The sequence below is a fragment of the Butyricicoccus sp. Marseille-Q5471 genome, assembly GCF_951230135.1.
GTDB lineage: Bacteria > Bacillota > Clostridia > Oscillospirales > Butyricicoccaceae > Agathobaculum.
This window is the reverse complement of sequence record NZ_CATNVC010000007.1, coordinates 98,816-117,681: the sequence shown is the minus strand read 5'-3', so window position 1 is coordinate 117,681 and position 18,866 is coordinate 98,816. Positions and strand designations below refer to the sequence as shown.

Genomic DNA, 18,866 nt, shown 5'->3' with positions numbered 1-18,866 from the left:
AAGAAGGTCAGGTATGAAACGCTTGCGCGAGCTGACATTGATATGCATTACAACGGTTTTCTTAATATACGCTGCAACATTTTGCGATCTTTCGGTACAGCGCGTTGCGGTTATAGTTTCTTCAGGGGATGATTCAATGCGATCTGCCGCATTTGTCAACGGGGTGGAACTGGCTGTTTCACAACTGGAGGGCTGGCAGATGAAGTGTTTTGAAACGGATGGGACGGATAGTTCCCTCAAACAGTTAAAAGAAAAAATAGTACAAGAGAATTTTTGCGGTATATTAACCAATATGGATCAAGGGTCACTGATGGTTAATGAAAATAATATTCCGGTGCTGACAACGAGCGGTTCCTTGCAAGCCATCAGCATGATGGCAGATGAAAATGATGAACTAAGGGCGTTGCTATCGTATGCTGTCGAAACAAATAAATCATCTGTGGTTATGATATTACCGATGCAAGCATCGGGGTTGGCCGCGTGTGAAGAGTGGATCAACACGTATCCGGATAGCCGCGTGCTTCACTATGAGGATGAACTGGATTCAATTACGATGGATTCGATTGTAGAACACAAAGTGGATTGTATGTTAATCTGGGGGAACGCAGCGCAGAGTGCTCGGCTGATTTCCCGCTTGCGGCATGCTGGTTACACAGGTGCGATTTTAGGACCGTCTTTTTTGGCTGGATATGAGGCTCTGGATATAAATGCCGGACAAGCTTCCGGCGTGTGCTTTGCGGCGCAATACTTAGATCCTCGCTATAACGCTGCAATATTGACATTTCAGCAGCAACAGTTTTTACAGCAGTATACAGATTGTTTTGCTGAGGCGCCGCTATTTGCTGAAAGTTATTATGGTGCTGATCAAGCGTACATATTAAATAAAATGTTGACCGACTATTCAAACGGTAATATGATCAGCAAACCCCGAGAGGTACAAGGCGTGTTACAGATATACGATTATGGAAGAAATCAAGCTACAGGTGTGATTGATCTTCCGATATACACCATTCAGTCGGGATATATTGTGGAAGCGCGATAAATCGTAGGAGGGTTTGCTTTTCAGGAAATTGGTAAATAAATCAACCAAAGCGGCATTAGCGCGAAATGAAGGGGGATTGTGTGCGCAATTCAGTAATTAAAAGGCATGGGTTTTAAGGGAGACGCTGTGTCGGCACAGCTTCAATCAATCGCCGTACAGTGGAACGGTCAAGGAAAAACAGACAGAATAGTATCGACAGCCCAGGCTGCGAGTCGGCTTCGCTGATGGATACCGGTCAGGTAAGCGACAAAACTATAGGGCTGCTATATACATCGGTGCAACAGGCTGCAGGGATTCCCGTGGGACAGAAGGTTACTGATGTAATTCTATCAGGAGTTAATGGAACGGGAGAAATCCCCACCTTCCGGAAGTTATCCAACAAACGTATAAAGTCTTTTTCCTTCAATTTTATTCTTTCACGGACAGCTGCGTAAGTGGCTGTCCGCTTTTTTATGCAGCAAAAAAGCGTTGGTTTTTTTTAACGCAGTGAGAACGCCCAAATTGCGCTGCACGCGCTGCGTATTGTAATAGCGGATGTAGTATTCAATCATTTGAACCAGGGTTTGCTTGCTGGTAAAGCGCTTGCCATAGTAGCGTTCCCTTTTTAGAATGCCCCAGAATCCCTCCATAGGGCCATTATCAATGCAGTGCGCCACACGGGACATACTTTGCGTCATACCGGACTTTTCAATTCTGTGGTGGAAGGCTCTATTCGTATACTGAAAACCTCTGTCGCTATGAAATAATGGATGTGCGTTTGGATTCTCCAGGACGGCCTTATCGAAGGTTTTGAATACAAGTGGGTTATCATTGCGCTCACTCATCACAAAAGAAACGATACGCCTGTCGTAGAGGTCTAAAATAGCGCTGAGATAGACCTTGTGTACTTCCGTGCCATTGTACCATTTAAACTCTGTAACATCAGTCAGCCACTTTTCATTCGGCTCAAAGGCGTAAAACTGGCGATCAAGAAGGTTTTCGGCAAGATGCTCCGGTGATTATAGAATATCACGCTATTACCTTGTCGGTAATAATCGGTTATCTCATGTGGAAAAACATACTTGATGCTTTTTGCGCCGGTCATGGAAACACTTTTAGGGAGCAGTCCATTGTCCGGGTCGAGAAACACGATATCCGGTGTTTTCAGCGTCTCCGATGCGGTGTTGTGCCATGCATCTCTATCAGGCCCTACATTTGCCAGCAACTCACTATAATATATGGAATTTGGTATCAGCAAGCTTTCCTCTATCGTTTTAACACTCCGAAGGTTTCCATATACCATGTACCCTAGCTTACCTAGAAGTTCGTCATCACACGCTTTGAATTTTGGGTCTGTGAAATAGCCAATGTGTTTGCCGTCATCATTGTGGGTTTCGTCATTTGTCAGATACCAGTTCACCCCGACTGACAGTCCTGTTTTCGCGATCTGTCGGAGCAATCCCAGCTTTCCAAAGTCACCGGCATCCCCAGCATATCTGTTTTGCATATGGCCTCCTCAATTCGTGCGTATTTCCTGCTTTTAAAGATGGTTACGTTCCCAGCCCATCACTTAGTTAAAGTTATAGCCGCTTGGGTGTGCAGAGTGCAGCACCTTTTTCCAATATTGCTCTCGTTCCCTTGCTCGTATCTTTCCAAACTCATTCTTGGGAAAGTACTCTAAAATAGAGTATCGGAAATTACTCTTTATATACTCAATTGTGTGCGCATCAACAAGTGCCTTCAGCCCTTTGTTTGGATACTCCTTGTCGCCTTCTTCGGTTTTATCAAATCCGTTATCCAGATAAGTAGACCATCTTCCGTAGATGCCCTCCTCGCCGGTTGCTGACCCAACGTACAGCTTGCCGGTGAGCTCGTCTGTCAGAACATATACCCCGTACATGTTGCTCAAGGCATCGCGCCAATCCTTCTTGGAAATAATCCTATGTAGCTCCCGGTAGGTTTTGCTTACAGCCTCATACCCAGGAAAAGCTTCCCCTTGCTCAAGGTATGTTACAGGCAGAATTTCACGCACTTCAATACTGTCTATGAGCTCTGGCTTTACATAGTAAAACTGTTGCGGCAGATTCTTCCACTCCACAACAAGGCGACCAAAAAATGATTGATATTCAGTAAGTTGTTCACCTGTTGCGTAATTATACCGTTCGTCCGTCCTCGGGTTCTTGACCTGACAACCATTGGCGTTGGTAATATTATAAGCATCAACAAGTAGCCACAGATTGTCTTGATTGCTTATTCTGATAAACAGAAACGTCAGGTCTCTGTTGGAGTTGCGATTCTTTTTATCTGAACCAGTGGAGAGCATACTGTAAATAAGCTCTTTGTTCTCGTCTTCATACATCTCCAAAAAACTACGTCTAAGCTTTGTTCCATCCTCGTGGATTTCATCCCAGTCCGTATTAAATCTCAGCTTTATGCGCTTGCCGGGAAAGCGTTGCAGCAGCTCATCGAACCGGAGTATATCCTTAAGTTTAATCCCTTGCATTCGAAATGCTCCTATTGCTAAAATATTTGGTTAATGGCAGTGGTTGGTGTTGTATGCCATATCATAAGCTAAAAATAGGGAGGCTAAAATCCTTGCTTGGTCGCTATTCCTTTACGCAAGCAAAATGACAATATTCACAGACTGCATGCGCCTACTTGCGTATACCCCAATAGACAATAAACTTATCCGTAGATTAGTTGATAGGCAGATGGTTTAAACATAATGCGAACTCAAATATAATTATAGACGAAGTTACTAACAGCAGGAATTTACTGTCCACTTATCTTTCTAAAACGCGTTTGTGGTAGACAGGATCATCTTCTTCTGCATCATAAATCACGTGGTGATCATAATATTCATTTAAAAATGGATAACCATCATTTTCACCGTCAGTCCAAAAGCTAAGAAATAGCTTTTTAACCGTTTTATTATGACAAATATTTCAACTGGTTCACTAGATTTCTTCCATTCCACACCAAACCACAATGGAATAGCATATGGAAAAGTCAAATTGATTGCTTATTTTTAGCCACGTCCCACGATTCAATAAGGTAGATCCGTCATCCAGTGAACAATGATACCGAGAAACCGCATGAGAACAGCATCTGACGAAATGGGTGGATATGGCGTATCTAAACGCTGGGCGAACGGCACAGCAAGACGCGGCATTCCGGCTGCCGCGTCCTTTGCAATTAGTTTTCTTTGTTGTCAATGCCCAAGTTTATAGCTTCGCTGATAATTTCGGCAATTTTGTTGTCTTTTTCAACAATACAACTCTGCGCATGAATGAATCGATCCAGTTCTTTTAATAGGTCATCATACTCATATTCGATTTCATCACTTATACCATCAGCAGCTCCGCCATCTTCATCAAAATTCAAGTAGCCGACGGTCAGTTTTATATATCCGCTGGCTGTATTTTCATCTCCGATAGAAAAACAAATATCAATAATTTCTTCGCTTCCCTCATCAGGGTTTATTTGATTATCGCCTATGGACAACGCTGCGTTGCTGCCGTCTACTCCTCTAATTATAATCGTTTCTCCGAAAGTAATTGCATCTGGCAGCGTATTTGTATCCGCGATCTCAGATACCCTTTCATATTGAGCGCTTGCCCATGCTTGAATTTTTTCAACCTCGGAATCTGTGATATTTTCTACATAGGCAATTCGTGGTATATCTGATACTTCAAGCAGTTTTCTATATATCAACCTGATGGCTTCTTTGGAGGCATCAGCGTTGAGTTCAGATAGCAATTCATCAAAGCTAATGCAGCAATCGTCATACTTTCTATATAAACTATTTATCACATCAAACTTTGCAATTATTTCTGCATAAAAGGGTGAATCGGGTAGATTGTCCTCCAAGTATGATTCATAGCTTCCGAGTGGCTGGAATCCAAGTGCTTCTCTATCCATATCCCGAATTTCTTCATCATCATCTTCGGAGGGGTGTTCTTCAACCTCATACCTGTTGCTTCTTGAATCGCCACCCAAAACAACTGTAAACGGGAACACTTTGAATGTCTTTGCTTCTCGATCAATCTCGATTCTGCACCCAAATCGTGCTTTATGTTCCTCGCGCATTTTTATCATATCAACAAATACATATTCTTTTTCTTCAGGATCCCAAGGGGCATTGGCATAATCCTCATAATAGCAATCAGCGGAAATACCTGCCTTGCACGAGAGAGTAACGATTGAAGTCTTTTCGGAAATTTCATCTACAGAATGGACAGAAAATGTCACTTCTGAAATGCTATGCAGATAAAATTCATTGTAATCGTACCCAGATTCTATCCCGTCTTTGTCGTATGAAAGACCATGCAAATCTATGTTTTCGTTGTCTTCGATATACTTTTTCACAGAAGCGCTGATGCGTAATTGCAGTTCCTTGATGACGGCTATTGTTTCATCGTAAGAAGCATCTTCTTTACTTATTGCATTATATAAAGCGCCTAAGGAGTTGAAGAAAAGATGATTTTCACTTTCTTGGCAAGCCCTTACAAAACCTTTATCATTGCTAACAATTACAACTTTTTCCGTTTCACCAAATCGTTTTCTAATCTGCTGAACAATAAATGCGTCTGGAAACTCACTTTTTTTCTTTTCACCTTCTTCAAAAGGAGGTCTTGTTTCAAAATAATCACTTAGTATCGAATACACCTCTATCAAATCTGCACCAAGAATCTCAGCATTGATTGTTCGGAGAAAATCATCAAACATTTCCTCGCCTTTTGATATAAGCTCATTTTTGTTTTTTACAATTCTTAATATCTCGTTTAGGCCAATAGTGCCTATGAGATGTTCGGTAGATATATTCAAAGCATCGGTTCGTGCAGTACGCACAATTCCGCATACCTTATTAACCTGATCTGCAATGTGCTTTTTTGATTCTCTTACGACTATATCGCTTAGGACAACCTTGATTTTTCCACTTTTAACATAGTTTCCGAGTATTCTGAGGGTGCTGGCATCACCTAAGTCAAATTTTGCTGCATCAAATATGTTTGTATCAATCGTTACTGCCAAAGGATATTTGAACACATTCAATCATTCCTTTCAATTTCGCTTTGATATTTTATCAATGGGCTTTCAGTTTCCTATTATTGCTATTTTAGGCATATCAGATTCTCAAATTTTATCTCATATTGTCAATATTATAACATTAATGGAAATATGAGTCTACCTGTTTGAAAAACTTAAAGTGCGGATATAAAAAATTGAAATCCATTTAAGATTTCAATTTTGATTTACCGGTTGAGACTCATCCTTGCTGAACTATTTGATAAAATGTAGATTTTTTCATCCCAAGCTTCATCATAGCATCTCTAGCGGTGAACTCACCGCTTTTCCACCCCATGATAATTTCATCCCAGTTGTCTGGTTTGGAGATAGATGGTCGCCCAAGGTGTTTGCCTTTGGCCTTCGCCGCGTTGATGCCCTCGCGCTGACGCTGGCGAATGGTAACGCGCTCCTGTTCAGCAATCGTTCCCAACACCTCAATGAGAATGTTGTTGACCATGTCAAACACCCACGCTTGACCATCGGGCAACTCCATCATTGTGGTGGGCAGATCGATGACGCGCAGGCGGATACCATTATCCCTGAACCACTGCAGCTCATTCTTGATATCAGCCTTGCTGCGGCTGAGGCGGTCGAGTGACTTGACCACCAATACATCACCCGGACGAAGCATTGCTGATTTAAGTGCCTGATATCCCGGTCGATTTAAATCCTTGCCGGATTCTTTATCGGTGATAATTTCTCGCTCGTTGGCACCCAACTGACGAAATGCTTCCAGTTGACGATCAAGGTTTTGCTCACGGCTAGATACGCGAGCATAGTAAAAGGTTTTGAGAGGCATATCTATATCTCCTTTTTAGATTGAAAACAAACGATTCATATGGTAATATGAAATTATTAAAAGGGGGAATTTCTCATGAAGACCAAATCAGCATTTGAACAGCGTCTACAGTGTCTTGAAGGGACATTTGCCGCTGAGAATATGACGATTACGCCTTCCACGCATTCTGCATTGAAGCAATTGGAGTCCGGCAAAGCCAACTGCCAACAGCTTGTGGCTGCCGCTAAACAGCGACACATGAGAAAGCAGTAGTGTGATGTTCTCCAAATATGAACTTTATTCAACAGCTGAATCGCCGTATTGCTATCGCGGGACAGCGGTATTGTGTAATCGGTTGAATATTCGTGACAACACTGCCCTGAAAGCAGCTGAAGAGGAAATCACAGCGATAAAGCAATATGAATTGCTGCGTTACCCAATCCGGGGACATTTTAGCAAAACACACCTTTGCCGCATCCATCGCTTCTTGTTCGAAGATATATATTCATTTGCCGGCTATTTTCGGAGAGAACAGATTGGCAAAGCTACTACATGGTTCTATCCACCCAATTTAATCGAACGCGAGCTCGATAAGCTATGTGCAACGATTAAGACCAATCACTTTTTTATTGGATATCCTTTCCCACAACTGCTAGACCAGCTAGCCTTTGTCATGGCCGAGCTTAATATCATTCATCCTTTTCGAGAGGGAAATGGTCGTGCCGTTCGAGAATTCATTCGTGAACTCGCGCTTAAAAATAGCTATGACATCAACTGGGGCCTTGCTGACAAGGAATCGATTTTATCTGCATCTATTGAGTCGGTCGATGATTATCGTGCATTGATTCCTGTCTTAAAAAAGTGTTTAACCAAAGATTAATGTCCGAAAAGGTGGTTGCCTTTTCGGACATTTCCGTTTACTCTGTTTGGACCTTTTCAGACACGGTTTTGCTGAGATTTTACCCCGTTCGAAAAGGTACACCTTTGTGGACTAACCGTCCTCGTCATCATCCAGCAGCTCGCTGATGATCATGCCGGCGGCCATGATGATCGTGCCTACGTTCATGCGGTTCACCCCCTTCCTTTATATATAGCTGTACCGCAGCGTTCCGAGGATGTCGCGCAGCAGCTCGGGTTCGTATAACAGCTCCTCGATTTCCTCCGGCTCGCAGCCGTAATCGAGCAGAATCTGTACATCGGCTTCGCTCACCCCTATTGCCTTGGCCGCGTCCAGCAAATCATCCTGCCCGGTAAGCTCCGGCTCGTCCCACAGCGGCATACCATATGGGTACTGCCGCCAAAAGTGACGGTAGCTGTTTTGGGGGATGAAGCTGCCGCGCGTCACTTCACCTTTTCGGTCAATCCGCAATATCTCACCTTCCTCCGCTCCGATTTTGCTGATGTGGTACAGGCGCAAGCGGTATTCGGCTTGCATCAGCAGCGCCTCGGTCGAAGCATACAGCAGGAAGCCATCATAGCAGAAGATTGCGAGCGGGTTGTTGCCCTTAACCAGCCAGACGGTGTCCTCGCTGTCGAGCACCGTAAACACAAAAGAACCCTCGACCTTCTCTGCCATGCCTTTCAGGCTTTGGAAGTCGAGGGCTTTGTATTTTTCAAGCAATTGGACGGCAATATAGCTGTCGGTCTCAATGCTGGTTTGGGGCAGGTTCTCGGTGATGCGCAAGGTGCGGTCGTTCCAGAGCACGCCGTTATGTGCCAGCGCGAACTGAGCATGCTCAAGCTGACCGCGAAACGGGTGATTATTCTGGGTGAATTTGGCATTTCCCTGAGTGGTCATACGGGTGTGGCCCATCACAACCTTGACGTCTGGCGGTACCCGGAACTTGACGCGGTGCGCGGGAAGCGGGCGCTTGTAAATGCAGAGCTTACCGCCTGAGTGGTATGCAATGCCGGTTGCGTCGGTGCCACGGGCTTCGCAAATCCGGGCAAGTGTGTTTAAGATGTGGTTCTTGGCGCGGCTGTTCAGCACGCCCTTGTAGTCGATGAGTCCAAATAAACTGCACATTAGACATCCTCCTCTGCCGAAATCGGGTCGTTTTTGTAGAGATTCCGCTCTTTCAGGTACTGAATCAGCTCCGGTTCATGCACCATATTCAAAAAGTCATGCCATGATAGCTCCTCCAACTCGCTGTCGCTCAGGTACACCGCAACATCACACAGATGGTTTACGAATTGCAGGGTCGCCAGCAAGGTATTCAGCTTGAGCGTGCCACGGAAAATGCGGATCTCCACGGTATGGTAGTTTGTCAGATTGACCGCCATATACCGACCGGCGTGCATACCCTTCAGGTGTTTCTTAGTATCCGAAGGAGTTAATTTCGCACCATAACGTGCCGCCCAACGGTCGGCCTGCCCTTGGGTGCGGCGACTGAACCGCAGAATCTCCGTCCAGAAGTGTTCCACAAAGTACACCAGCCGGGCAATAGCAGCTTCTTGCTCTTCGTCTGTGATGCCGAACGCCTTCCGCGAAATATGTACGTGAAGGCCGCAGGTGCAGGCTTTATGGCTAAGGTATCCAAGCGAGCGGGCTTCACTCAGCACTTCTGCCCACGGCATATCATTCATTTGATACTCCAACGTCATCGGGTGGGTCACAAGTTCAAGGCCGTTATCGAGCGAACCGTCCGTCTTGACATACAGGTGCTCATGTTCTTGGTTTGCGACCGCCATGATCTGCTTGGCATTCTTGGACGATTGCCCGGCATCATCAATCTCCAGTTCCACCCCGAAATGCCGCAGACCACTGCCATAAAAGATTGGCTCGGGCTTGTAGTCGTAACGGTGTAGGGCATTTTGATTCCGGATGTGGGCACAGACATCACAGAGCGGGTAGCATTCGTCCTCGTCATCGTCCGCATAGCAGGCATATTCTTCCCGTACCAATCTGCCGCAGCGGTCGCAGGTAACGAAATAATTCTCGAAGCATGACGGACAGATGCGCATACCATCCTCACCATAGGAATCATCGAGATAGACCCGCTCGCCGCAGTTGCGGCAGGTAACGGTAAGCTCGTCCGCACAGCTTGGGCACATCAGGTCATCGCCGCAGTAAACAGCATCCTCCACCGGAAATTCGCGGCCACAATGGATGCATGTAAATTTTTCTTTCATTTTCTTCTCCTCCTCATCAATACTCATCTGCCAGCAGCATAGTAACGTGCGTTTCGTCGTCGATGATGTAGACCTTGGCATTGACCGCGTCCTCGCAGGGAACATCCAGCATACGCTGATATGGCGGCTGCTCCTGTTCGTGCTCAATGTGCTGCCCCTTGTCCGTCCGGCTCAGGCGAAAGATTTGCAAGTAATCCTGCTTCTCCATCTCCATGCCGTCCCGCAAGAACCACAGCAGATTGACCAGCCAGCCCGGTAGCGTTGACTGAATCCCGCGCGTGATGTAACGTTTTTCTGATTTCATTGCGAAAACCTCCGACAAATAAAAATAGAACCCGAGGGACGAATCCCTCGGGTTCATAGTTATAATATATATTCGGTTTTCCTCAGATTTCGGCCCTTACTACATATTTTTCGCATACAAGCCCTGCAAACGTAGCCATAAGCCCCCTGATATCCCTAGCGCAAACAAGTTGCACAATCGTGGCAGACCCATCGCGTTCGGTGCAAGCACTTCGATCTCCTGTACTGCATAAACGAACATATTGCAGTCGTTTCCGCTCAGCTTCTACTGTCTACATAAAGGGAATAAAAACCGAGCGCCGCTTTTCGTTCCGCAGCCCAGATCGGTCGGTTCTAGGCAACGTTCCTATTTCACATAACCCATACCGGTATTTATCGATTTCAGACACTTCGTAACCATTGCCTCGGATTCATTATTTCCCAAGGAGATCATTCTTGTAAGCCTACTCAATTGCATATGTGTAGCCAAGTTGTTTGTTTTTACACACACAGCAAGATGCGCAGATACGTTATCCGCCGATGTTCTCCGAGCAGAGAATTTCAATCGGTGCGGTTTCCATTTCCGGACAGATGTGTTTTTGCAGATACTCGCGGAGCAGAATCAACGGCCGGTAGCCCTGCTGGTAGATGTTTTGTGCGATGGCAAAATCGATTTCGCCGGTCTTAAGCAGGCGCTTGGTCGCGTCGGTCAGGTCGTGGCTGATGACGTGCACCTTGCAGCGGCGGCCGATATCCCGCAGCGCTTCCGCGCAGCCGCTGACACTGTGGTTGGCCATATAGATACCGCGGATATCGGGATGGCGTTCGAGTGCGTCCCGCACCTTCTGATAGGTCAACGAATAATCGTTGTAGGTTTCGATGATTTCGAGGTTGCGGCCGGTGAAGCCGCGCTCATATATGCGCTCACAGAAGCCTTGTAAGCGCAGACGGTGGGCGTTGAATTCCGGGTTGCCGATGGCGATGAGCAGAATATCGTCCGGAGACAGGTATTTTGCCATCAGCTCGCCGGCGACGCGGCCGCCGCGGATCAGATCCTGCCCAACAAAGCACAGCCGCTCACAGCCGGACAAATCGGAGTTGAAGGTCACGACCGGGATGCCCTGTGCATGCAGCACATTCACTTTCTCCGCAATCGAGGAGTGATCCTTAGCGCAGAGCGCGATGCCGTCCACGTGCTGGGCAACCAGTTCGTCAATGCGCTCAACCGCCTCATCAGGCAGGTCAGTTTCGCAGGTCTGCACGATCACCTCAATCGAATAGTCGCGCAGCAGAGTCCCGGCATCTTCGATGCCGCGCAGCACCTCTTTTTTGAAGTATCCGCGCCAGTTCGGCAGCAAAACACCCAGTTTATACGGTTTTTTGGAGGCGTCGGCCGTCCCGAGGTATTCCCGGAGGGTCTCAAGTATCTCCGCAAGGCCGGCATGTATCTCGAGCCGGGTAACTTCGTGGACTGCGGCGAGGCCAGCATCAACGTACACGAGATCTGTTCGCGCAACCTGCGTATTGTCGGCATGACGAATCACACGCACAATAAATACAAAACCGTGATGGAAATGATGCTGCGCCACAAGGATACCTTCCCGTGGGAGCGTCTGTTCAGCCATCACTTCCCGCTGGCGCAGGCAGAGGAGGCCGTGAAGGCCAGCATGACCCGCGAAAGCATGAAGGTCGTCATCGACCCATGGATGGAATAAGCATCCCGCTTCCGTCCCTCTTGTAAAACTGCCGTGCGGCTGAAAAAACGGGGGGCACGGGGATTCCACACGTCAAGCCGGATTTGCACCATCAAATCCGTTGCTTGTCAGACCATACCACACCTTTTCTTCTCAATAAACAAAACCCGGAGCACAGACTGAAAAAGCAGTCTGTGCTTCGGGTTTATTGGGCGGCGGCAGGTGTGGAGATAAGTTGATTTTTGCTGCCGTAAGGGAAAAGTGCTTCTGAAGCTCGAACAGGGTCCGATCGGGTTTCAGTAAGAGCAAGAGTACTAAAAACAGCTATGAGAATTTGGATAATACTAACGAAATAATTGCAAATGTTCGCTTTTCTATTGTGTTTATTTTGCAAATATGCTATATATAAGACAAGCAATTCATACGTATGCAAAGAGGTGAAAACAGTTGAAAACGATTACTTCCGTCGAACTTGCCAAATTAGCTGGTGTGTCGCAATCAACGGTTTCCCGTTGCCTGAATGACAGTCCGCTGGTTTCAGAAGAAACCAAGGCAAGAGTTAAAAAGCTGGCGGAAGAATACTCCTTTCAGTTTAACACTAACGCACGGGGGTTAAAAACCAACCGTACCGGTGTGATCGGATATGTATTCTCAGAGGATTTTACCGGCTTTGCAAACCATTATATTCAAAGTGACATTTACTATCGCATACGTATGCAGCTTGTAAAGGAAGGGCTGGATCTGGTGCCGGTATTTGATGAGGGGAAATACGGTGAGTTTTTTTCCATCGAAAAGAGTATCAGCAATCGACGGTTTGATGCCCTGATCTTTAACCGACCGCAGGTGGATGAGCGAGTCAAAAGCCTACTGTATGAAACAAAAATTCCATTTATCTATATTTACGATACGAATGAATCACTGGATGAGTCGTATATGATCGCACCGAGCCATTCACAGATTGGCGGTCTGGTCGGCAAGGCGTTTTGCGAAGCTGGCTATACACGATTTGTGGAAATTATCGGACCGCAGGATCGAATCGACGTTATACATAAACATGAAGCTTTTGCACGTGTTTTGCATCAGCATGGGCATAAGCTGTCAGATACGCACATTCTGCATGCAGATTACAACCTGAAGCAGGCTACGCAGCAGGTTTTGGAGCATATTGAACTGTTCCAGCCGGGTACAGCGTGTTTTGCGCAGAACGATATGATGGCATTAGGCGCGCTGGAAGCACTGCGCGGGCAGGGCATTCAGGTGCCGGATGATGTGGCTTTGATTGGTTCGGATAATATCCCGATAGGCAGCTGGTTTACGCCGCATTTAACCACTGTGGCAGTAGATTATGACAAGATTATCAATTTAACAGTAGAATGGGTCATGGCAATGGCATCGAACAAACTGCCGGATACCTACCGGTATATACTGGACAGCAAATTGATCATCCGAGACACATTCTGTCCCCGTACAGAAGAATGATTCAGGACAATACCTCATAATTGAACAAAAGCGATTTGCAAGCAGGTTTTGCGTACTGATGAGACGTAGTTTTACGGTAATACTTGATGTATTACCGCAAAACCACAGCAAAATCAGAGGAAGATTTCCACAAATCGCTGCAACTTGTACTGTGCGGTATTGTTGTAGATGTTCTCTGCAGTTGAATACGTATGCAAACGCGGAAAAGCGTTTCAATTATGAAAAGAAAGAAGGAAAAGAAAATGAAAGGAAAAAAATTGATGGCTATGCTGATGGCGGGATCCTTGCTGCTGGCAGGTCTGACGGGCTGCGGCGGTGCCACTGCAAAGGGAGGCGATGCTGCGGCAGGTGCGGCTGATTACCCGAATGGACCGGTAACAATCATTTGTCCGTGGGGCGTCGGCGGCGGTGCCGATGTCATCTCCCGCAAGATCTCGGAGGTGGCCAAGGATTATTTTGATCAGCCGATCGTTGTAGAAAACCATACAGGTGCTTCCGGCACCATCGGCATGATGGATGCCATGGATGCGGATGCGGACGGTTATACTATGGTCCTCACCAACGGTCCGTTATTTTCGTTGACTCCGAAGTACATCGATGTATCCTATGATCTTTCTGATTTCACTATGCTGCGCGGTATGCGTCAGGTTTCGCTGATGATCTTCACTAATCCGCAGAAATCCGGCATGAAGACGTTTGATGATCTGATCAACTACGGCAAAACGCATAAGATCACGTATGCAACTTCTTCCGGCCCGGGCGGTGACCAGTACGTTGTTTCTTCTGCAATGTTCAAGTCGCTTGGTATCGAAGCGGAGCCGGTCGTTATGGGCAGCGAGGCAGAATCGATCAATGCAGTGGTTTCCGGTCAGGTAGACTGCGGTCTGGGTACGCCTCCGGCATACTACTCGCATCAGGAAGAGGGTACGATCCAGGCGGTCGCAACTTTCTATCCGGAAACGGTTCAAACTCCGTACGGTGAAGTAAAGTCCATCAAGGACTGGGGTGTTGATGTTGAATTTGCCGGCATGGACTGTCTGGCTGTTCGCTCGGACGTTCCGCAGGAGATCGTAGACAAACTGAATGCAATGCTCGATGACGTATATGCCGATTCCAAGTTCACCGGTTTTATGGACGAGATGGGTTATCCGCTGTGGGATGCCAAGGGTGACGAAGTGACGCAGTTTATCGAGGATCAGATGGACAGCATGGACAAATACGTAGAGCTGATCCAGTAACAGGCTGGTCTGTTTAATCTGGTGTGAGAGGTGACAAGATTGAAAGTAAAGCTAAATTCGAATATGATAACAGGCGTTCTGTTCCTGATCGTTTCTGTTGCCCTGCATATTCTGATACCATCGCAGATCCGGACGTATGAAACCAGCACGGTGACTGCTGCAACAGTTCCGACGCTTCTGATCCGCGGCATGATACTTTGCAGCGTAATCATGCTGGTGCAGGGTATCCTGTCCAAGGAAAAGACCGAATACACGATTTCAGGAGCCATTTTCACCAGAGAAAATCTGCTGCGGCTGAAACCGGTAATCTATATTGCCATGCTGATCGCATACGCGCTGCTGCTTCCGCATATCGGATTCATCATTTCCTCGCTGCTGCTTTCCAATGGCATTCTGCTGTATTTCGGTACGAGAAAATGGTGGTTCTATGCGATTGCCAGTGCAAATGTAATCGTTGCGTACTTTGCATTTCAGGCAATGAGCGTGACTCTGCCATAAGAAGGAGGAAGCGCATATGTTAAACAACTTGATGACCGGTTTGGCGCTGATGGCCTCGGTAGAGAGCTTCATTGCAATTTTCATCGGTCTGCTGGCAGGTATCATTATCGGTGCTATTCCGGGTTTGACTGCGGATATTGCGATCATCCTGTGCCTGCCGATTACATACAGTATGGAACCGATCCCGGCGATGCTTCTGCTGCTTGGCTTGTATTGCGGCGGCACATACGGCGGCTCCATTACTGCAATTTTGATCAATACACCGGGTACGCCCTCGAGCGCAGCGACTGTGCTGGATGGTTATCCACTGACACAGCAGGGCAAGCCGCTGAAGGCTCTGACGATGGCGCTGTATGCCTCGTTTTTCGGTGGCCTGTTCAGTGCGCTGGCATTGCTGTTTGCTGCACCGAGCATTGCACATTTCACACAGATGTTTGGCCCTCCGGAGTATTTCTGCATCGCAGTGTTTGGATTGTCTATTATTGCAAGCATCTCGAACGGCAATATCATCAAGGGTCTGCTCGGCGGTCTGATCGGCATTTTCATTGCACTGATGGGACAGGATTCGGTCAGCGGTACGCTTCGGTTTACCTTTGGTGTCCGTCGACTGGGCGGCGGTATCCCGCTGATCGTTACGCTGGTCGGTCTGTTCGCAATTGCCGAATTGCTCAGCCGCGCGGATTATAATCCGCGTACAGATGCAACGCGTAAGCAGCATTTGAAGCTGGACCATGAGAAGCTGTCATGGGAAGAGATCAAGCGCTGCCTCAAAACAATGACGATCTCTTCGCTGATTGGTACGATTGTGGGTGCTATCCCGGGTACAGGCGGCGGCATTGCAGCTTTTATCAGCTACGATCAGGCGAAAAAGACCTCCAAATACCGTGATAATTTCGGTCACGGCGAGATCGAAGGCGTTTCCGCAACCGAGTCAGCCAATAATGCAACAACCGGTTCTACATTGATTCCGCTTACAACACTGGGTGTGCCCGGTGACGGTTGCACGGCAATTCTTCTGGGTGCATTTATGCTGCAAGGCATGGTGCCCGGTCCCTCCATGTTCAAGGAGCACAGCGATATTCTATACGGCATTATGATTGGTCTTGTCGTTATCAATATCCTGATGCTGATTATCGGTCGTGTGTTTACCCCGCTGTATGCCAATATCACACGCATTCCTTATGAGCTGATGAGCGCAATCATCATTGTTTACTGCATTACCGGTGTCTATTCGAGCGAAGCCAGCACCTTTCAGGTACTTCTGGCGGTCATCATCGGCGCGTTTTCGTTCCTGCTGCGCAGGCTTGGATTCAGTGTTGTACCGATCATCCTCGGCGTAGTTCTTGGTGATCTGGTGGAAACGAATTTCCGCAACTCGATGGTAATGTCCAGCAATTCTCTGTCCATCTTCGTAACACGGCCATTCAGCCTGTTGTTCCTTGCGTTGGCTGCGCTTTCGATTGGAATGTTCTTCTACAAGGCAGCAAAGGACAGAAAAAGCAAAAAACAGAGTTAAAAAGGAGTTTCAGATGAAGTATTATACCGAGCCGAGCCGGGAGATCCCGGTTGCGGCAGAAACGGAAGTCCTTGTTGTCGGCGGCGGCCCCGCAGGTTTCGGCGCCGCCTTGCACGCAGCACGCATGGGACGAAAAACGATGCTGATCGAGCAATACGGCGCGGTCGGCGGTGTGGCAACCACGGGCATTATGAGTCATTGGACCGGCAGACAGGACGGCGGCTGCTTTGAAGAGCTGCGCGCAAAGGCACGCGACTGTGAAGCGGAGCAGGTCATCAATCCGGAAAAACTGCGTATTCTGATGCTGGATATGCTGATGGAGGCCGGCGTTAATGTACAGCTGTACACAGGCTTCAGCGATGTCATTATGGAGGGAAACCGCGTTTCGGGTGTAATCACAGAGAGCAAATCCGGCCGGGAAGCGATTCTGAGCAAAATGGTGATCGATTCGACCGGCGACGGCGATGTGGCCGCGCGTGCGGGCGTTCCGTTTGAAAAGGGACGCTCGACGGACGGCGGTATGCAGCCGATGACGATCATGTTCAAGGTTGCCGGCGTAGATATGGATCGCGCCATGTTCTTCTGGGGCTTTGAGGATACGGTCCAGCTGCCGGAAGGCGATCTGCAAACACTCGGTCGTCAGGAATTACCCTCTCCGGCAGGTCATATCCTGCTGTATCCTTCATCGCTCCACGGCGTTGTCACAGTCAACATGAGCAATATGACCGATGTGGACGGCACAAATGCAAGAGATCTGAATCGTGCTGAATACGTATGCAGGAAGCAGATTCCCGAGATTATTGCATTTCTGCGCCGCCATGTGCCGGGATATGAGGGCTGTTATCTGATCAACAGCGCCGATGTGATCGGTGTACGTGAAACCTGCCGGTTTGAGGCGAATTATCAGCTGAATGAGCAGGATATTGCGCAGGCTCGTACCTTTGAAGACTGGGTAGTTACCAAGTCGAATTTCTTCTTTGATCTGCACAATGTAGAAGGCGCCGGGCTGGATGCCAATGGTGAATACAAGGCGTTCAAGCAGCCGAAGCCGTATACGATCCCACTGCGCTGCTTTGTACCAAAGACGGTGGAGGGTATTCTGCTGAACGGACGCAATATTTCGGGTACGCATAAGGCACACTCCAGCTATCGCGTAATGCCGATTGTAATGAATATGGGGCATGCTATGGGTATTGTTGCCGCGATGTGTGTTGCGCAGAACAAAAAGCCGCTGGAATTAGATATTCACGAAGTGCAGGATGAACTGCGCAGAACGAATGTAGAACCGTAAACTCAGGAAAGGAGATACAGTTATATTATGCTGAAACGAATGACCCGCACGATTACAGCAGAGCAGTCGCTGAAAAGCGGACTGTTCAAGCTGAGAGATATTGCCGCCTGTGCTTATGGCAATGGAAAGTGGATTCAATACCGGGATACCGCAGGCACCTGTCAACTTACGATGTCCATGGGAGAGGTTATCAAAAATGCCTGCACGGAAGATACGGAAACAGTGAAAGCGCTTGCGGTGCTGTCCGCAACCGCGCTGCCGGAGAACGGCGTAAAAACCATGGTGATTCTGCTGGCAGCTCTGCTGGAAAAGGCTGAACAGCTCGGCTGCACGGAAGCTGAAGCGAATGCAGTTTATGCCCTTCTGGAATTTGCGGCAGAATATCTGCCAGCTATCGCGAAAGAGAATAACGGTGCTCTGCTGGGCAGTGCACTGCCGTATATGACGTTGATCCAGCCTTTGAACAAGCGAGCGCGTGAATCGGGCAATGAACGCGCAATGGCGGTCATGGAATATGCGCTGACTACACTGCTTCTGACATTTGCTGAAGCGAACGGTGCCAACGGATATAGTGTATATGAGCGCGTAAAAGCACTGGCGCCCAATCAGTTTTTCAGCCTGCATCAGGTTGGCATTGAGAGGTCAATTTCAGTGGATAGTCCTTATACTGACATCTGGACGATGGGATTTGATCCCATCGACGGAACGATTAAGGATTGTCGCGACATGGCATATCGCGATAAAGAGGAGGACGTCCGAAACGTATTACTCGCGGTGAAGAAAGCCCTGCAGGTTATTTGGAATATTGCTGCGAGTCTGTAATACGTGAAGACACTGTCTGAGACAGCAGGTATGAAACCGCTCCAG

19 protein-coding genes are annotated in these 18,866 nt (G+C 47.6%); 10 read left to right on the top strand and 9 right to left on the bottom strand.

Translation table 11 applies throughout. The features are described from left to right. Positions 1–13 precede the first annotated feature (13 nt). Positions 14–1,042 carry a hypothetical protein gene (locus QOX26_RS09535; protein WP_283674741.1) on the top strand — a complete coding sequence of 343 codons (1,029 nt, stop codon included), beginning with the start codon at positions 14–16 and terminating at the stop codon, positions 1,040–1,042. A 416-nt stretch (positions 1,043–1,458) separates the two neighbouring features. Here the strand turns inward: QOX26_RS09535 and QOX26_RS09530 are convergent, their stop codons facing one another. The 5 genes from QOX26_RS09530 to QOX26_RS09510 all read right to left on the bottom strand — a co-directional run bounded on the left by QOX26_RS09530 (position 1,459) and on the right by QOX26_RS09510 (position 6,890). Next, positions 1,459–1,971, bottom strand: coding sequence for a DDE-type integrase/transposase/recombinase (locus tag QOX26_RS09530; RefSeq protein ID WP_283674759.1), 513 nt, complete (start codon positions 1,969–1,971; stop codon positions 1,459–1,461). Then, positions 1,968–2,528 (bottom strand): hypothetical protein, encoded by a 561-nt coding sequence (locus tag QOX26_RS09525; RefSeq protein ID WP_283674740.1) that lies wholly within the window; start codon positions 2,526–2,528, stop codon positions 1,968–1,970. The genes QOX26_RS09530 and QOX26_RS09525 overlap by 4 nt, the downstream gene beginning before the upstream one ends. Before the next feature lie 63 nt (positions 2,529–2,591). After that, positions 2,592–3,524, bottom strand: coding sequence for a GIY-YIG nuclease family protein (locus QOX26_RS09520; RefSeq protein ID WP_283674739.1), 933 nt, complete (start codon positions 3,522–3,524; stop codon positions 2,592–2,594). Between the two features lie 692 nt (positions 3,525–4,216). Beyond that, positions 4,217–6,070: a PIN domain-containing protein gene (locus tag QOX26_RS09515; protein ID WP_283674738.1), complete on the bottom strand. Its 1,854-nt coding sequence runs from the start codon at positions 6,068–6,070 to the stop codon at positions 4,217–4,219. A gap of 220 nt (positions 6,071–6,290) precedes the next feature. Then, positions 6,291–6,890 (bottom strand): recombinase family protein, encoded by a 600-nt coding sequence (locus QOX26_RS09510; RefSeq protein WP_283674737.1) that lies wholly within the window; start codon positions 6,888–6,890, stop codon positions 6,291–6,293. Positions 6,891–6,965: 75 nt separating this feature from the next. On the opposite strand from QOX26_RS09510, the gene QOX26_RS09505 reads away from it, so the two are divergent. Both QOX26_RS09505 and QOX26_RS09500 read left to right on the top strand, forming a co-directional pair. Further along, positions 6,966–7,142, top strand: coding sequence for a hypothetical protein (locus QOX26_RS09505; RefSeq protein WP_283674736.1), 177 nt, complete (start codon positions 6,966–6,968; stop codon positions 7,140–7,142). Positions 7,143–7,224: 82 nt separating this feature from the next. Beyond that, positions 7,225–7,749: a Fic/DOC family protein gene (locus tag QOX26_RS09500; protein WP_283674735.1), complete on the top strand. Its 525-nt coding sequence runs from the start codon at positions 7,225–7,227 to the stop codon at positions 7,747–7,749. A 204-nt stretch (positions 7,750–7,953) separates the two neighbouring features. Here the strand turns inward: QOX26_RS09500 and QOX26_RS09495 are convergent, their stop codons facing one another. From QOX26_RS09495 to QOX26_RS09480, 4 genes are all read right to left on the bottom strand, one after another. Further along, positions 7,954–8,895 carry a class II glutamine amidotransferase gene (locus QOX26_RS09495; RefSeq protein WP_283674734.1) on the bottom strand — a complete coding sequence of 314 codons (942 nt, stop codon included), beginning with the start codon at positions 8,893–8,895 and terminating at the stop codon, positions 7,954–7,956. Continuing rightward, complete coding sequence (locus QOX26_RS09490) at positions 8,895–10,001, bottom strand: amidoligase family protein (RefSeq protein WP_283674733.1); 1,107 nt, start codon at positions 9,999–10,001, stop codon at positions 8,895–8,897. The genes QOX26_RS09495 and QOX26_RS09490 overlap by 1 nt, the downstream gene beginning before the upstream one ends. Positions 10,002–10,017: 16 nt before the next feature. Beyond that, complete coding sequence (locus QOX26_RS09485) at positions 10,018–10,305, bottom strand: DUF960 family protein (protein WP_283674732.1); 288 nt, start codon at positions 10,303–10,305, stop codon at positions 10,018–10,020. 508 nt (positions 10,306–10,813) lie between these two features. Continuing rightward, positions 10,814–11,782, bottom strand: a complete 969-nt coding sequence (locus tag QOX26_RS09480; protein WP_283674731.1) for a substrate-binding domain-containing protein — start codon at positions 11,780–11,782, stop codon at positions 10,814–10,816. Between the two features lie 33 nt (positions 11,783–11,815). On the opposite strand from QOX26_RS09480, the gene QOX26_RS09475 reads away from it, so the two are divergent. From QOX26_RS09475 to QOX26_RS09445, 7 genes are all read left to right on the top strand, one after another. Then, positions 11,816–11,998, top strand: coding sequence for a hypothetical protein (locus QOX26_RS09475; protein ID WP_283674730.1), 183 nt, complete (start codon positions 11,816–11,818; stop codon positions 11,996–11,998). Between the two features lie 426 nt (positions 11,999–12,424). Then, positions 12,425–13,456, top strand: coding sequence for a LacI family DNA-binding transcriptional regulator (locus QOX26_RS09470; RefSeq protein ID WP_283674729.1), 1,032 nt, complete (start codon positions 12,425–12,427; stop codon positions 13,454–13,456). A 242-nt stretch (positions 13,457–13,698) separates the two neighbouring features. Beyond that, on the top strand, positions 13,699–14,694 hold the full coding sequence (locus QOX26_RS09465; protein ID WP_283674728.1) for a tripartite tricarboxylate transporter substrate binding protein: 996 nt from the start codon (positions 13,699–13,701) through the stop codon (positions 14,692–14,694). 39 nt (positions 14,695–14,733) lie between these two features. Beyond that, positions 14,734–15,192, top strand: a complete 459-nt coding sequence (locus QOX26_RS09460; RefSeq protein ID WP_283674727.1) for a tripartite tricarboxylate transporter TctB family protein — start codon at positions 14,734–14,736, stop codon at positions 15,190–15,192. A gap of 16 nt (positions 15,193–15,208) precedes the next feature. After that, positions 15,209–16,708, top strand: a complete 1,500-nt coding sequence (locus QOX26_RS09455; protein WP_283674726.1) for a tripartite tricarboxylate transporter permease — start codon at positions 15,209–15,211, stop codon at positions 16,706–16,708. Positions 16,709–16,721: 13 nt separating this feature from the next. Further along, positions 16,722–17,999, top strand: coding sequence for an FAD-dependent oxidoreductase (locus QOX26_RS09450; protein ID WP_283674725.1), 1,278 nt, complete (start codon positions 16,722–16,724; stop codon positions 17,997–17,999). Positions 18,000–18,026: 27 nt separating this feature from the next. After that, on the top strand, positions 18,027–18,821 hold the full coding sequence (locus QOX26_RS09445) for a hypothetical protein (RefSeq protein ID WP_283674724.1): 795 nt from the start codon (positions 18,027–18,029) through the stop codon (positions 18,819–18,821). Positions 18,822–18,866 lie beyond the last annotated feature (45 nt).

Coding starts and splice junctions, on each gene's coding strand:
- QOX26_RS09465 (WP_283674728.1), top strand. CDS start 13,699: ATGAAAGGAAAAAAATTGATGGCTATGCTGATGGCGGGATCCTTGCTG.
- QOX26_RS09505 (WP_283674736.1), top strand. CDS start 6,966: ATGAAGACCAAATCAGCATTTGAACAGCGTCTACAGTGTCTTGAAGGG.
- QOX26_RS09490 (WP_283674733.1), bottom strand. CDS start 10,001: ATGAAAGAAAAATTTACATGCATCCATTGTGGCCGCGAATTTCCGGTG.
- QOX26_RS09445 (WP_283674724.1), top strand. CDS start 18,027: ATGCTGAAACGAATGACCCGCACGATTACAGCAGAGCAGTCGCTGAAA.
- QOX26_RS09535 (WP_283674741.1), top strand. CDS start 14: ATGAAACGCTTGCGCGAGCTGACATTGATATGCATTACAACGGTTTTC.
- QOX26_RS09455 (WP_283674726.1), top strand. CDS start 15,209: ATGTTAAACAACTTGATGACCGGTTTGGCGCTGATGGCCTCGGTAGAG.
- QOX26_RS09525 (WP_283674740.1), bottom strand. CDS start 2,528: ATGCAAAACAGATATGCTGGGGATGCCGGTGACTTTGGAAAGCTGGGA.
- QOX26_RS09510 (WP_283674737.1), bottom strand. CDS start 6,890: ATGCCTCTCAAAACCTTTTACTATGCTCGCGTATCTAGCCGTGAGCAA.
- QOX26_RS09450 (WP_283674725.1), top strand. CDS start 16,722: ATGAAGTATTATACCGAGCCGAGCCGGGAGATCCCGGTTGCGGCAGAA.
- QOX26_RS09495 (WP_283674734.1), bottom strand. CDS start 8,895: ATGTGCAGTTTATTTGGACTCATCGACTACAAGGGCGTGCTGAACAGC.
- QOX26_RS09485 (WP_283674732.1), bottom strand. CDS start 10,305: ATGAAATCAGAAAAACGTTACATCACGCGCGGGATTCAGTCAACGCTA.
- QOX26_RS09520 (WP_283674739.1), bottom strand. CDS start 3,524: ATGCAAGGGATTAAACTTAAGGATATACTCCGGTTCGATGAGCTGCTG.
- QOX26_RS09475 (WP_283674730.1), top strand. CDS start 11,816: ATGACGAATCACACGCACAATAAATACAAAACCGTGATGGAAATGATG.